At 65.5% G+C, this 14348-nt stretch carries 10 protein-coding genes; 3 read left to right on the plus strand and 7 right to left on the minus strand.

All coding sequences use genetic code 11. The features are described from left to right. Nucleotides 1–46: 46 nt before the first annotated feature. Nucleotides 47–1213, minus strand: a complete 1167-nt coding sequence (locus KF833_08305; protein ID MBX3745300.1) for a GyrI-like domain-containing protein — start codon at nucleotides 1211–1213, stop codon at nucleotides 47–49. A gap of 738 nt (nucleotides 1214–1951) precedes the next feature. Here KF833_08305 and KF833_08310 point away from each other — a divergent pair. Further along, nucleotides 1952–2872 carry a hypothetical protein gene (locus KF833_08310; GenBank protein ID MBX3745301.1) on the plus strand — a complete coding sequence of 307 codons (921 nt, stop codon included), beginning with the start codon at nucleotides 1952–1954 and terminating at the stop codon, nucleotides 2870–2872. Nucleotides 2873–3056: 184 nt separating this feature from the next. Here the strand turns inward: KF833_08310 and KF833_08315 are convergent, their stop codons facing one another. The 6 genes from KF833_08315 to KF833_08340 all read right to left on the minus strand — a co-directional run bounded on the left by KF833_08315 (nucleotide 3057) and on the right by KF833_08340 (nucleotide 11830). Beyond that, nucleotides 3057–4523 carry a DUF1501 domain-containing protein gene (locus KF833_08315; GenBank protein MBX3745302.1) on the minus strand — a complete coding sequence of 489 codons (1467 nt, stop codon included), beginning with the start codon at nucleotides 4521–4523 and terminating at the stop codon, nucleotides 3057–3059. A gap of 81 nt (nucleotides 4524–4604) precedes the next feature. Beyond that, nucleotides 4605–5687, minus strand: a complete 1083-nt coding sequence (locus tag KF833_08320) for a hypothetical protein (protein MBX3745303.1) — start codon at nucleotides 5685–5687, stop codon at nucleotides 4605–4607. A gap of 106 nt (nucleotides 5688–5793) precedes the next feature. Then, nucleotides 5794–7371 (minus strand): sodium:solute symporter family protein, encoded by a 1578-nt coding sequence (locus tag KF833_08325; protein MBX3745304.1) that lies wholly within the window; start codon nucleotides 7369–7371, stop codon nucleotides 5794–5796. Next, nucleotides 7368–7619: a hypothetical protein gene (locus tag KF833_08330; GenBank protein MBX3745305.1), complete on the minus strand. Its 252-nt coding sequence runs from the start codon at nucleotides 7617–7619 to the stop codon at nucleotides 7368–7370. Before KF833_08330 ends, KF833_08325 begins: the two co-directional genes overlap by 4 nt. A gap of 123 nt (nucleotides 7620–7742) precedes the next feature. Then, nucleotides 7743–9350: a PQQ-binding-like beta-propeller repeat protein gene (locus KF833_08335; GenBank protein MBX3745306.1), complete on the minus strand. Its 1608-nt coding sequence runs from the start codon at nucleotides 9348–9350 to the stop codon at nucleotides 7743–7745. Nucleotides 9351–9493: 143 nt separating this feature from the next. Beyond that, complete coding sequence (locus tag KF833_08340) at nucleotides 9494–11830, minus strand: PQQ-binding-like beta-propeller repeat protein (GenBank protein ID MBX3745307.1); 2337 nt, start codon at nucleotides 11828–11830, stop codon at nucleotides 9494–9496. A gap of 120 nt (nucleotides 11831–11950) precedes the next feature. Between KF833_08340 and KF833_08345 the strand changes: the two genes are divergently transcribed. Together KF833_08345 and KF833_08350 are read left to right on the plus strand one after the other, a co-directional pair. Next, nucleotides 11951–12430 carry a MarR family transcriptional regulator gene (locus tag KF833_08345; GenBank protein MBX3745308.1) on the plus strand — a complete coding sequence of 160 codons (480 nt, stop codon included), beginning with the start codon at nucleotides 11951–11953 and terminating at the stop codon, nucleotides 12428–12430. A gap of 17 nt (nucleotides 12431–12447) precedes the next feature. Further along, a complete protein-coding gene (locus tag KF833_08350) occupies nucleotides 12448–14322 on the plus strand; it encodes a CRTAC1 family protein (GenBank protein ID MBX3745309.1) in 1875 nt (624 codons plus the stop codon). The last annotated feature ends 26 nt before the right edge of the window (nucleotides 14323–14348 follow it).

Genomic DNA, 14348 nt, shown 5'->3' on the forward strand with positions numbered 1-14348 from the left:
TTGCTACCATTCCCCCCTCAAGGTGGGGAGCCCCGGCACGCGGCCATCAGCCCCCGCCGACCGCCCCCAGGGGAACGAGGAATTGCGTCTTGATCTCGTCGGTGGTGGCCACCGTGTCCGGATCGGTCAGCAGGCGCAACGCCACCGGCCATGTGGGCTCCAACGGAGCCTGCGCGGCCGTTCGCGCGACCTGCGAAATCTCCGAGTGAATCGCCGACAAACGTTCGTACTCACCCGCGTGGGTGTAGAGCACCGTCCGATCGAACCCGACCTCACGCAGTCGCAGCGGCTCCTTCACGTCGGCACGCCGCACCAGTGGCAACCCGATCTCCATCTCAACCTCCCTCACCAGGTCGGGATTGCTGTACACCAACGCCAAGGGCGCCGTCGCGGCACCGGCCAGCGATTCCCCAAGGCCTTGTTCTTCGAACGCCGCCATGAACTGCTTCAGAAACTCTCCGATCCGCTCGATGGGGCCCACGAACCGTTGCGAAGCCAGCAGGTACTCGACCCGCCCCGCCGCCCCGACGGCGTCCGCCACCCGTTTCCTCTCGTCGTCGGTCAGCGCAGGCGGCCGCACGACCGGGACAACGAGGTCCGTATGAATCAGGTCGGGCTCGACCGTTCGGGGATCGTTCATCAACCGAAGCCACACCGGGAATGTCGGCCGACTCCCTTCGGGCAACGCCTTCTCGATCTCCTCGAACACCTGGTTCAGCCGCTCGTACGGACCCATGTGCGAACACCGCACCGCCACCGGTTCGAGGAATCGTTCCAGGGTCAGGGGGTCCCGCGGTCGCAGCGCACCCGGAACCGTCAACCCGATGGCCATCGGAACCTCGGCCATGCCCCTCGGATCCTGGTACACGATCACCACGGCCTTCGACTCGAAGCCCTCACGGGTCAACAACGCCTCATCCAGACCCTGCGCTGCAAACTCGCGCGAGAACGCCTCGAGGAGGGCCTCCACCCGCTGGAATGGTGCCGTGACCCTCCGGACGACGGCCCATTGGCCCACCGGCCCAGCCTCGTTCGCCGCGGCGCGGATGCACTCGATATGCTCTTCATCCAATCCTCCTTGTTCCTGGGAAAAGGCCGTCGCCCCCACGAGGAATAACGCCCCCGCCAGCAGTGACGCCCCCGCCAGCAGTGCGGTGAACCCTGCGCCCGCTCCCAGGCGAACGCTTCGAACGAACAAAGTTAGGTCTTTCACAATGGGTGTCCTCCAAGACCGGACCCACCGGCCTCCAACAGGGATTAGCCGCGGTTGGGTTTCGCCGCGGTTGGGGGTTGGGTTTCGCCGCGGCTTACCAGCAGCAACTCGAACAACAACTGCAGTGGCCCCCGCCGCAAGTCGAACTCGCGCCCGGGACCAGGACGATACTCTGCACGCCCAAATCGCACGTGGACCCGATCTGGTGCGAAAACTCAATCAAGGTAGTGTTCATATCGATCCTCGAACGGCTTGCCAATATGGTCTTTGCCAACGACGGCCGCCGTTCGGCCCCTCTCTCGGGTCACCCCACGGCAAGCTCCCAACCTCCATGTGTTCTATCCGTGAATCGCCGTGTGTGTAGAAAACGGTCCGGATAAAGTCAATTCATATCTAATAAAATGCCGGGAAATAAACTCCGCCCTGGATCGACCGCCTCGGGCTGCCTGGACTGCGGCGCTCCAGAACCGGTGCGCCGGCATCGCCTCCGTCCCGGACGACTCGTGGAGGCACCGGCGCTTATCTTCAAGAGAAGAATCCGCTTGACGCGTTGGACCGGCCGAGTGCTACGGTCCGAACCTCACGAAAGGAGTGCTTGTGGGTATTTCGTCCGACCGGTTCGACTGTCATCCCGACTCCGGCTCGTTGCTCCCTGCGGTGTCCCGACCCGGGTTGCGACCGGTGCCGGAACCTCACCCGGACACCGCACCGCCCCGCCGCGTCTGTCGCACATCGGCCGTGCTTTCCATTGCCGCGGCGATCTCCGTCGTCCTGCTCCTCGGCTCCGGCAAACTCGCCGCGCAGTCCGATTCTCCCGACCGGTTGGCATTCGTGTACACCCACCAGATCGAGGTGAACTGTCAGGATGCCGTGGCAACGCAGTCCGGGTGGATCGACGTCAAGACGGGAAGTTATGGTTTCGATTATGTCATCAAGAAATTCATCCCGGGCTATCGCTGGGAGGTTGCTAGCCCCGTAACCCTGGCCACCTCCAGCGCGGGTCCCATCGCGGCCCTGCAAATCGATGGCGCAAGCAACCTCCTCTCACTCACCGGCGGCGCGCTGAAATACTCGGCATTGGTGACCGCAAAGGGCCCGCTGATGGACCTGCGAACGCGGATTTTCGTGGAACGAAGGGGTGACGTCGTTTACGCGAACCTGCACACGCGCGGAAAGTCCGACCTGCCCGACCTGACGACCCTGGTCTCGCCCATGGTCGTGACGCAGACCCCAAACCCGGGCGGCGGATTCACCGAGCGCGGCGTGAAGGTGATGTTCGCCGCCGACGGAACCCGCCTCGAGAGCGAATTCGAGGCGGTCTACACAGGTGTGGACCTCCCAGGCCCGCAGGTGCGCACCGTCGATATTGCCTTCGTTGACATGGCCCCCGATCGTTCGTGCGGGCGCTTGAATCTGACCAGCGAGGTCCGCCCGGCCACTCCTGCCGTGGCGCCTGCCATCGACATCGCGCGCCGCGACGCGTCCACGGTGCGACTCCACTGGCAGGGCTCCTCGGCATGCGCCATCGAACGGGCCGAGTCGATCTCCGGACCCTGGGTGGGCAGCGATCTGGTCCCGCAGTGCGTGGACGGAACATGTGAGGCCTTCGCGCCGACAACCGGCGCCGGAGCCTACTATCGCCTTCGTTGCGCCAACTGACGCTCCTCTCCTGGCTCCGCTCGTTGGACAGGACAGGTTTCCCCTGCGCAAACCTGGCCGGGATCTAAGAGCGCATGAAGGGTCGATGAGCCACGACCCGATACCGCCTGGCATCCGATACCGCCTGGCATCCAATAGCACCCCTCGTGACCCGCGTTGAAGCGCGGTTGTCGAATGTAAGCACTCACCCCAGCACCCCGGGAATGGGCCGTGCCCCTCCCGCCACACCGGTCAGCCGTTCCTGCCGTCCGGCCACCTCGAAGTGCAGCGCCTCGTGGTCCAGCCCCAAGGCATTCAAGACCGTCGCATGCAAATCCCGGAAAGGGACCGGCTGATCCGCCGCCATCAACCCGATCTCGTCCGTCGCCCCGATCCGCGCCCCCGGACGAGTGCCCCCGCCCGCCAGCCACACGGTGAACCCGGCGGCATTGTGCTGACGCCCACGGTCCCCCTGCATCATCGGAGTGCGTCCGAACTCACTCGCCCAAACGACCAGCGTCTCCTCCAGCAACCCGCGCTCTTCCAGGTCGGACAGCAGCGCCGCGATCGGCTCATCGGTCCAGCGCGCCCGCGGGGTGTGATTCTGCGTCAGGCGATCGTGCGCATCCCACCCGTCCTTGTCGGGCATGTCGTACACCTGCACGAACCGCACCCCCTTCTCGACCAGACGCCGGGCCAGGAGGCATTTCCGCCCGAAGCTCCGGGTCCTTCCGTCCCCATGCTCGAACCCATAGGCGCGCCGCAACGATTCGGGTTCCCCTTCGACATCGCCCACCTCGAGGGCCGCCGCCTGCATCCGGTACGCCAGTTCGTAGCTGGCCATCCGGGCCTCCAGTCCGCCATGCCCGGGACGGCTCTCGCGATGACGCCGGTTCAAGTCATGGATCAGGTCCAGCGACGCCCGCTGCCCCGCACGGAAGGGTTCCGGCGGCAGGAGGTCCAGCACGGGCGTCCCCTGATCCCGCAGGCGCGTCGGCTGGAAGGCCGGAGGCAGGAACCCGTTGGAATAGTTCGCCGCGCCCCCCAACGGACCCGCATCGAACAACATCACGTACCCCGGCAGATCCTGGTTCTCCGTGCCCAGCCCGTAAGTCACCCATGAGCCCAGGCTCGCCTTCCCCGGCCGGATCTCACCCGTGTGCAACTGGTAACTCGCCGGGGCGTGGTTGTTCGATTCCGCCTGCACCGAATGCAGCACGCACAACCGATCGGCGTGTTCCGCCACCCGCGGATACAACTCGCTCACCCACAGGCCCGACTCCCCATGCTGCTTCCACGCGTACGGGCTCCCCATCAACTCGTCCTTGCAGCCATGGAAGACATTCGCATGCCGGCTCGCTTCCACCGCCTTCCGGATCGAGTCCGGCACCGGTTTCCCATCCAGCTTCTGCAACAGCGGCTTGTAGTCGAAGGTGTCCACCTGCGACGGCCCGCCCACCATGAACAGGAAGATCACCGACTTCGCCCGGGGCGCGAAATGCGGCGGCCGGGCGGCGTACGGCCGCATCGGATCGATCACCGGCCCGACCGACGGCCCTCCCGCCGCCCGTGCCTCCCCCTGCCGCAGCGCCGTCAGCGCCACCGCCCCGAACCCCGCCCCCATTCGCCGCAGGAAATGCCGGCGATGACACGGTGATGGCGCAAGGAACATGCAGGCATCCTGAACCTGGCCTCCCACCCCTGACCAGTCGCAATCTGCGCCCCGCTTCACCCTTCGGAGGGACGAGCTCCGCTAGTACACCCCTTCCACGATCTGCTTCTCCATCGCGCCAAACGGACGCACATCCCCCACCCCGTCCCATGCATAGGGCGGACGCGGCGGCCGCCGCATCGCCTCGTCCCGTTCGAGAAAGCGCGGCATGAAGAACTCCCGCGTCAGGGTGGTCAGTTCGACCCGCCCGAATTCGCCGTACGGCACCAGTTCATCCGTTTGTTTCGGGTTCACCACCCGCAGCACGGCCCGCGGCTGCGGGGCATAATACGTCACGCTGAACTGGTCCTCGGGCTCCAACGGCACGCTGGCGGCCAGTCCCATCAGCGTGTTGCCGTAGGTCGGATAAAAGCCGATGCGGTTCTCCAGCAACTCCTCGACAAGGAACCGGACCTCCTGCGGCTTCATCGAGGTTCCCCCGCAAAACACGCCCCGAATCCCGGCCTCCCAGAGGTTCACCTTCTCCGCCAGGGCCTCGAGCAGCTTCGGGGTCGTGAACAGGCCGCTGACCTTCCGGTTCTTCAGGATGATCACCGCCTGCTCGACCACATGCGCCATGTAGGCCTTGGCCACTTCGTACTGCTTCTGAGCCAGCACCTTCTTCACCCAGCGCGGATCCAGGTCGATGAAGTAGCAGGGGCTCCCCCGGAAATTCGCCAGATGCTCGATCGCCAGACGCAACCGCCGCGGCCCCGTCGGACCCACCATCAGCCAGGCCCCGCCCCGCGGGAAATGCTCGTCCTTCACCTTCCCGCTGAACTCTTCGTAATCGACCTTGAAATCGTTCCACCCGATCCGCTGCTTCGGCATCCCCGTCGTCCCGCCCGTCTCGAACACATTGTATGGCTTCCCCCGATAGGCCGCCGGCACCCAGACCTCCGGCTGCATGTCCCGCAGCCACGCATCCTCGAAGTGCGGAAACCGGGCCAGATCCGCGAACGTTCGCAACTCGGTCCGTGGATCCCAGTGCCTGGCCGCCCACTCGAGCCAGAACGGACATCCGGTCTCGGGGGAAAAATGCCACTTCAGGATCTCGCGAAGGTGGGCGTCCAGGGCCTGTCTGGCTTCCTCGAGGGTTTCAGGTGCAACAATGGGAATCGGCATGGGAGTGCTTTGGGTTCAGAAGGGATCGAGCGCGTGGGATGACTTCCGGGATGGCTCCTCACTCCTGGCCACGGCCTTTCGCCCCGTCGAAGCCAGGAGCAACCGTTCAGGATTTCGGCGGAAAGAACTTCTCCACCGTCTCCGGCCGCGGCGGTTGAGTGGCCAGCGACACCGTCACCAGCGTCACCAGCGCCGCCCCGAAGATGAACACCACCGGCATCATCCCGAAGATCAGCAATTCATCCACCCCGGGCGGCCGGTCCGTTGCCAGGATGTCACGGTAGAACAGGACGAGCCAGGTCACCGTCGCCGCCGCCAGCGACGCCAGCGCCCCGGCCCGGGTGGCCCGCTTCCAGTACGCCGCGGCGAAGGCCAGCGGAAACAGCGACGCAAACCCGCTGAAACACCACACGCCCAGGTCGAACACATGCGCGCTGTCCTGCAGATACAACGCAAGGCCGTAGGTGATCGCCACAATCATGACAATGAATCCCCGTGCCAGCAGGATCTTCTCCCGGTCGCTGAACCGGTGCTTCCCAAATCGGCGCACCACGATGTCCTGCGTGAACATCGTTCCCAGACACATGAACTGCGAATCCAGGCTCGACATGATCGCCGCCAGCACGCCCGCGGCCACGACGCCCAGCAGCACCGGCGAATGCACCAGGTCATTCACCATCCGCCCCAGCACCGCGTTCGGATTCGACCCGGCCCCAAGCTGCGCCGCCGACCACATCCCGATCAGGATGCACGGCAGCCACACGATCATGATGCACACCGGATGCGCGATCACGGTCAGCCGGAAACTCTTCGCGCTGCGGGCCGTCAGCCAGTGCTGGAACAGATGCGGAAACATCCCGACCGATAACGGTATGAGACAGTAGGAGAAGAACTGCGCGTGCCCGATCAACCCTTCCCGCGCCATCCGCGCGCCTCCGAACACGCTCTCCGCCGCCAGCCGGCTCGCCTCCGCCGGACCTCCCATCCGGCCCGAAATCATGACAAATGCCAGAATCCCAGCCCCCATGAACACCAGCGTCTGAAACGTGTTGGCCCACACCGCCCCACGCAGGCCCCCGAAAAACACATAGCCCAGAACAATCAGACAGATCACCCCGCCTCCGATCCATGGAGGCAACCCTCCCGAGAGCGGCGACGGACTCCCGTCCGGTCGCAACAACGGAAAGGCCTCCGGAAACATCCCCGCCGTCGTCGATTGCAGAAACTTCCCCGCCGCAATCACGCCAACCAGCAGATAAGGGATCACCAGCAACACCAGCACCGGAAACAGCGCATAACCCAGGGTCGGCGACTCGAATCGATCCCGGAAATACGAGCATTGCGTGACGTATCCGTACCGCTTCCCCACCGCCCACATCCGGATGCCAATCAGGAAGAACACGGCCGAATGGATCAGCCCGGACCAGGAGGCCATCAATCCGTACACCCCGATGCCCGAGGTGTACGCCTTGCCGGTCGAACCCACGATGGCAAAGCCGGTCATCGTGGTGCCAAAGATCGACATCAGCAGCAGAAACGGCCCGATGGACCGGCTCACCACGAAATAGTCGGCGCTGGTGCCCCGGAAGAACCGGCTGCTGACCACGCCCAGCCCCAGCAGCAGTGCCAGATAGCCGCTCAGAATGAACAGCGGCAGCGTCGAGGGAGCTTCCGCCGGATTCATCGTACACCCCCCTCGTCGCCGGTGACCGGGTGCTCCGCCCATGCCTCGATCTCACCAGGCCAGGCAAACCGCGTTGCCGCCGCCCAGAGCATCGCCGCCGCCACCGAAAACATCCCGTGATACGCCAGCCCGATCGGCACCACCCCCAGGACCAGGCTGCGGTCGTCCCACCACCAGAAGTCATGGTGCAGGATGAAGAGGAGAGCGAAAATGCCCCAGATAACCCGGCGCGAGAAGGGCGTTGTCATGTGTTCTTGTTCGGCGTTGCTCCATCAAAAACGCCCGGCCCCCGGACCGGGCGATCTCACCATACCGGCGTCAGGGGAAACCAACGGCGCGTACCCGGCATTCCCCAGAGTGGTCCTGACCCCCTACCGTGTTGCCGGCTCCCCCAGGCGGAGATCCAGACGGCGCGGCTGGTCGGGAGCCGCCTCGGCCTTCGCCGAATCGTGAAACGCATAGAGATGGCTGTTGCTGGCCACGTAAATCACCCCGTTGGCGACCACCGGGGTCGAGTAGATGGGCGCGTTCAGGTTCGTCGTGTCGTTCAGGATCTTCTTCTCACGGGTCGCCGCCAGCACCACCAGATCCCCTTCCTCGTCCCCCACGTACACCTTGCCATCGGCCACCATGGTGCTGCCCCACATGTGGGACTTCATGTCGTGCGTCCAGAACAGCTCACCGGTCTCCGCATCGAGACAGTGCACAAAACCCGAAAAGTCCCCCACAAAGAGCAACCCCGTCTCCGGATCGATCGACACCGTCGAAATGCTCCGGTGAATGCCGCGGTAATCCCAGATCAGCCCGGAATTCGTGATGTCCCCCGTCTTGGTGGCATCCACGCACACCAGGCGCCCCACACCCTCGCCGTGCTCGGGATCCTGACCGATCGCCACATAGACACGGTTCTTGTAGAAGACCGGGGTGGAGTTGATTTCGCTGGGCCCGGAGGCGTGAGGATACCGGATCGGCTGGCCGTCCCGCATCTTGTATTCGGGCGGGTTGCAGTCGAACCACCACACCCGGCGCAGAAAGCTCGAATCCTCCGCATCCTTGGGTTCCGGATCGAAGGCGTAGAGCACCCCGTCCCCCCCCCCGGCATACACCTGCCACCGCCCGCCCACCTGACCGGCCGACATGGAACTCCACTGCCCGTGGAAGATGTTGGGCCCGATCTCCGCGTCGTCCTCCCCGGCAAACTCCCCGGTATGCTTGTTGACGGCGATGAAGCTGGGCGCCAGCGGCGCCGGAATGTTCACATGCGTCCAGTCCTGCCCGTTCGAGGTGCAGACATAAACCAGATCCCCGACAACGAGGGGCGAACTGTTCGAGGCGTTGTGCGGAAACACCCCCAGGTCGTCCATCATGTCGTACACCCAGATGATGTCGGCGTCCTTCGGTCCGATCTTCGCCGGCGGCCGCCCGGTATCCTTCACGACATAATTCGCCTCGTCCTGCATGCCCTGGTTCCCGTTGGCCATCCCGTGCAGGTCCAGACAGATCACTTCGCATCGGCTGGTCACCAGATACACCCGGTCCCCTTCGACCACAGGCGAACTCAGTATGCCCAGACTCTCCCAGTCGTTCACCTTGCCGGATCGCAATTTGGGAACCACCAGCTGCCAGAGAAACTCACCCGTCGCCTCGTCGAAGCATTTCAAGATGGACCGGTCTCCCTGGTGCTGCGGATCCCTCGGAAAGTCATTGTTCGTTCCCACCAGAACCCGCCCCTGCGCCACCGTCACGTTCCCGTAGCTCTGCGAACCCAGCCGGGCCACCCACTTCACGTTCTTCGTCGTGGAGAGATCCACGTCCTGGGTCCCCCGGGTGAACTGCCCCGCCTCGAATCGATAGGGCAGGTTTTTCGCCGGGGAATACATGTTGCGATTCAGCGTCCCGCCCCACTGGGGCCAGTCGCCAGCCATCGCCCCCCCGCTGACGCACGCCATCCCGGCGGCCGCAGCCCAGAACGTCTTCATCTTCGTCATGGTTTTCAGTGTCACTGGTCTTCGTTGCGGGCGCCAGCCGGTTCTGCGGAAGGCGCCGGTTAGGGTCGGCAGGAATGCGTTCCGTCTATCACAGGCTCAGTCCGGGGGGGTCTCACCGCCGGTTGCATCGTCCCTCAGTTCGGGGTCACCCGGATGTTGTCGATGAACACCCGCATCTCCTGCGGGCTGAACCCGAACAGGCCGGGCGACCCGCGGGCGTGTGCCGTCCGGTGCGGCACCTCGATCGTCCAGGCGGCGGGCTCGGGATCCCCGCGACGCCAGGCCTTGGCCCGGACCACGCCCTCCCCGCCGGGCTCCCGGTCCACCCGGGCCTTCAGGGTGTACCACTCGTTGGGCTGCCATCGGAAGGGTACGGTCACCCGCAAACGTTCCAGGTTGGAATTCACCTCCATCTCCTGCGCGTTGCCCTTCATCACGATGATGTACCGCTGATTGATGAGTCCCACCTCCGACATCTTCCGGCGCGTGCCCTCGCTCCGTACGTCGGCCTGGATCGTGTAATGGCTCATCGTCGGATCCCCAATGAACGACATGCCCCTTTGGAACAACCGGTTGTCGATCGTCTTGGTCAGGGCCTTGGTACCGTCCACCTCCCGAACCTCAAACCGGAACCGCGCCCCGATCCACGCCAGCGGCGGATAGGCGTATGGCGTCGGCGGCTCCGCGGTGTTGGTGGTCGTGTTGCTCAACTGGAATCCCTCGAAGTCCTCGAACGACGGCAGATACGACAGCACCCGCCCCCGCATCGTCCCCTTCAATCCGTCCAGTTCCGCCTCAAACGCCCCGGCCGACATCCGGGCATCCCGGGGCACTTCCAACTCCCCGGCCGCGTTGAACGATCCCTCCATCGTCGCCCGGACCAGCGCCGTCGGCGGGATGTACGGCGCCCACTTCAACCGTGCCACGTCGGTCACGTTCGACACCGTGAACCCCTTGGCATCCAGCTTGCGGACCCGGAACGACGCCTTCTCCCCGGGGTGCAGGAGCACTTCCGACGGGATGATCTGAAGCTGGGCCGCCGGACCCGGCTGCGGCCATGCGGGCTCGGGGACGGGCGCCGGCAACCCGGGGTTGCGGCCAGCCTTGCCGAACGCGTAAAGATTGTTCTCCGTCTGGATGTAAACCTTCCCATTGTACGCCACCGGGGACCCGAAACATCGCCCGTCCAGCTCGATGTGCGTCAGCGTCTCCACCGACTCCCCCAGGTCTCGGAGGATGTAGAACCCTCCCTTGGTCCCGGCTTCCGCCGACACGCCCTGCGCCTTCCCGGACGGATTGTCCAGAATCGGCACGTAGATCTTCCCGTCCGCATACAGCGGACACGAATTCCGCTGCTCGATCCCCAGCAGCATCGACCAGAACACCCGCCCGGTGTTGGCGTCCACCGCCACCAGGTCCCCCTTCTCCTTGGTCACATAAACCCTGTCCCCCACCAGAATCGGCGAACTGGTCGAGGTGGAAATGGTGGGATCGCTCCACAACTCCACCGCCTGCCGCTCCACCTCCACCGGTCCCGCCTGCCCGGGGGCCGGCGCCACGTCGGGAATCCGGAAGGCGACCATCTCGCCGGGCTCGTACGGCGTGCCGAAAATGGCGATCACCTTGTCGTCGTTATGCACGACCACCGTCGCATTGATGCCCGCCTTCGCCAGCGGCACCCGCCACAGCGGATCCCCCGTCCGCGCATTGAAACACACCACCGTCCCGTCGCCCGCCGCCACAATCATCACCCGCATCCCACGGAACCATGTCAGGTAGGGGTGCGAAAACGAATTGTCGAGAGGCCGCCCGCTCGGACTCGATGCCCACACCAATTCTCCCGTCTTCTTGTCAAAGGCATAGAAGCGGTCGCTCGCCGCCCCCTGGGCCCCCCAGTTGCTCGTGATCCCCCGCGTGATCACCAGGTCGCGATCCACCACCGGGCTCGCCGTGCGGCTGTTGGGGAAGGTCAGGCGCCCGAACTTCTCCATCAGCGAATGGCTCCATAACGGCTCCCCCTCCCCCGTGAACGCCGCCAGAATCCCCTGCGTCCCCTGCATGAAGACGTACCCGGTCTCCGCATCCACCGCCGGCGTCGAGGTCGAGTACCTTTGGTAGATCGTGTCGCTCAGGAAATCGTTGAACGCCCGCTTCCACAGCAACCGCCCCGTCTCCGCATCGAAACACGCCACCCCCTCCTGCAAGTCCGGCCCGTCGTCCCGATATCCAAGGATGTACAACTTCCCGTTCGCAATGACCGGCGTGGACTTCCCGCCCCAATCCGCCACCCATAACGCCTCGTCCGCCGAACCGATCCGCTCAGGCAGTCCTGTTTCCCGCGAAACGCCCGTCTGCTCGGGCCCCCGCCATGACAGCCATCCGGTCACCGGCGCGGCCGCCACGGCTTCCAGGGTCAAAGTGACGGCGCACAGCGCGGCGAGCGCCCCTCGGGGGAGGATTCCCTTCGACATCGTATGGAGATCTGGATGATGAAACCGCAAGACGGGCCAAGACTGTTAGAGCGGCAAAGCCCGTTTGCAAACGAATTATACTTGTACGTATCATCTCGCCCTCATTCGCATCCGCATCCCATGGGCCGACACGCCACCGACTCCCCCCCCGCCGGCAACCCGGGCGATCGCCGCCTCCCACCCCTCCTCCGGCGCGCCTGGTACGGCCTCAACCAGGCCTTCCGCCGCCGTATCGCCCACCTCGAGATCACTCCCGACCAATACACCGCCCTCCGCAACCTCTTCGAGGCCGGCCCCCGAGGCCTCACCCAGTCGGAACTGACCGAACAGATGTCGTCCGACCCCAACACGATCGCGTCCCTGGTCGAGCGCATGGAATCGGCCGGTCTCCTCCGCCGCGAAACCGATCCGGCCGACCGCCGCGCCCGCCGCCTCCGAATCGCCCTCACCGGCCGTCGTCGCTTCCAACTCGCCCTCACCGTGGCGCACGAACTCCAGGATGAGGTCCTCGAGTCGCTCGATGCCGAAGAGCGCCAGCACTTCCTCGCCATCCTCGACAAGTTGTCCGATGCCTGCCGTCGGGCCGCCGAGCGCACCTGAACCGCCCCTCCCACCCCATGCCCCCAAGGGAACCTCTCCCGCACGCCGCCCCGGAACCGCCCCCGGACGACGCCGTCATCGGGCGCGCCCTCCGCATTTCGCTCGCCGTCTTCGCCGCCCTCCTGCTCGTCGTGCTCGGCATCGTCCTCGGCAGCGGACGCCAGCCCGATCCCGCCGTTCAGATCACCCCGATCGCCCCCCCACGCCAACCCGCCATCCCCGCCGCCCGACACATCCCCGTCACCCCCTTCACCGATATCACCCGGGAAGCCGGAATCGATTTCAGCCGCTTCAATGGCGCGGCCGGAGAAAAGCTACTTCCGGAAACCATGGGCGGCGGCGTCGCCTTCTTTGACTTCGATGGCGACGGCCGGCCCGATCTGCTCCTCCTCAATGGCGCCCACTGGCCCTGGGCCGATCCCGATCCCGACCGTCCCCCACCCCGCCCCGCACTCTACCGGAACGACGGCGGCACCTTCACCGATGTCACGGACGGCTCCGGACTGGACATCTCCTTCCATGCCATGGGAGTGGCCTGCGGCGATTTCGACAACGACGGACTCGTGGATCTCCTGATTACCGGCGTGGGCGACCAGCGCCTGTTCCGCAACGAGGGCGGAGGCCGCTTCCGGGATGTGACCGCGGAGGCCGGCCTCGAGGTGGGCCCGACGGACTGGGGCACCAGCGCCGCCTTCATCGACTACGACCGGGACGGCTGGCTCGATCTCTTCGTCTGCGGGTACGTCCGCTGGTCCCGCGAAATCGACTTCGAAGTGGACTACCGCCTGGTCGGCATCGGACGGGCCTATGGCCCGCCCATGAACTTCCCCGGCGCGTTCTCACGCCTCTACCGCAACACCGGCGACGGCCGGTTCCTCGACGTCTCCGCCCAGGCCGGCATCGAAGTGCGCAACCGGGCCACCGGACTGCCCATGGCCAAGTCCCTCGGCGTCGCCCCCGTCGATTTCAACCGCGACGGCTGGATGGACCTCATCGTGGCCAATGACACCGTGCAGAACTTCGTCTTCTCCAACCGCTGGGACGGCACCTTCGCCGAAATCGGCGCCGAATCCGGCATCGCCTTCGACACCTTCGGCGGCACCCGCGGAGCCATGGGCATCGACGCCGGCCGCTTCTCCGAGGACGAGAGCCTCGGCATCTCCATCGGCAACTTCGCCAACGAAATGCTCGCCCTCTACGTCGCCCAGCCCGACACCCTGCTCTTCGCCGACGAAGCCATCGCCCAGGGCGTCGGCGCCGCCAGCCGCCTTTCCCTCACCTTCGGCGTGTTCTTCTTCGACTACGACCTCGACGGGTGGCTCGACCTTCTCACCGCCAACGGCCATATCGAGGACGAGATCCACCGCATCCAGGGCGCCCAGCACTACCGTCAACCCGCCCAGCTCTTCTGGAACGCCCGCGGAACCCGGGGCGGCCGCGGTTTCGTACCCGTCACGCCCCAGCAGGTCGGTCCCGATCTCCTTCAACCCCTGGTCGGCCGCGGTTCAGCCTATGCCGACATCGACGGCGACGGCGACCTGGATGTCATCCTCGTCCAGAACCACGGCCCTCCCGTCCTCCTGCGCAACGACCAGCGCCTCGGTCACCACTGGATCCGCCTGCGCCTCGTCGGGACCCGCAGCAATCGCGACGCCATCGGCGCCTGGGTCCGACTGCGCTCCGGCCCCCACACCCAATGGCGGCAGATCATGCCCACCCGCGGCTACCTCTCCCAATCCGAACTCCCCGTCACCTTCGGCCTCGGCCGCAACCGCCGCGTGGACGACATCGAAATCCACTGGCCTTCCGGCATCCGCCAACGCCTCGCTCCCCAGGACATCCGGATCAACGCCCTCACCGAGATCCGGGAAGCGGCCCCACGGGGACCCTGAGGCGGGTTCGCAAGTCGCGACCCGCG

Source organism: Verrucomicrobiia bacterium, from assembly GCA_019634625.1.
Lineage (GTDB): Bacteria > Verrucomicrobiota > Verrucomicrobiia > Limisphaerales > CAIMTB01 > CAIMTB01.

What these genes read in the sequence shown, in the direction of transcription:
- KF833_08325 (MBX3745304.1), bottom strand. Translation starts at nt 7,371, where the DNA reads ATGAATCCGGCGGAAGCTCCCTCGACGCTGCCGCTGTTCATTCTGAGC.
- KF833_08320 (MBX3745303.1), bottom strand. Translation starts at nt 5,687, where the DNA reads ATGCCGATTCCCATTGTTGCACCTGAAACCCTCGAGGAAGCCAGACAG.
- KF833_08345 (MBX3745308.1), top strand. Translation starts at nt 11,951, where the DNA reads ATGGGCCGACACGCCACCGACTCCCCCCCCGCCGGCAACCCGGGCGAT.
- KF833_08315 (MBX3745302.1), bottom strand. Translation starts at nt 4,523, where the DNA reads ATGTTCCTTGCGCCATCACCGTGTCATCGCCGGCATTTCCTGCGGCGA.
- KF833_08330 (MBX3745305.1), bottom strand. Translation starts at nt 7,619, where the DNA reads ATGACAACGCCCTTCTCGCGCCGGGTTATCTGGGGCATTTTCGCTCTC.
- KF833_08335 (MBX3745306.1), bottom strand. Translation starts at nt 9,350, where the DNA reads ATGAAGACGTTCTGGGCTGCGGCCGCCGGGATGGCGTGCGTCAGCGGG.
- KF833_08350 (MBX3745309.1), top strand. Translation starts at nt 12,448, where the DNA reads ATGCCCCCAAGGGAACCTCTCCCGCACGCCGCCCCGGAACCGCCCCCG.
- KF833_08340 (MBX3745307.1), bottom strand. Translation starts at nt 11,830, where the DNA reads ATGTCGAAGGGAATCCTCCCCCGAGGGGCGCTCGCCGCGCTGTGCGCC.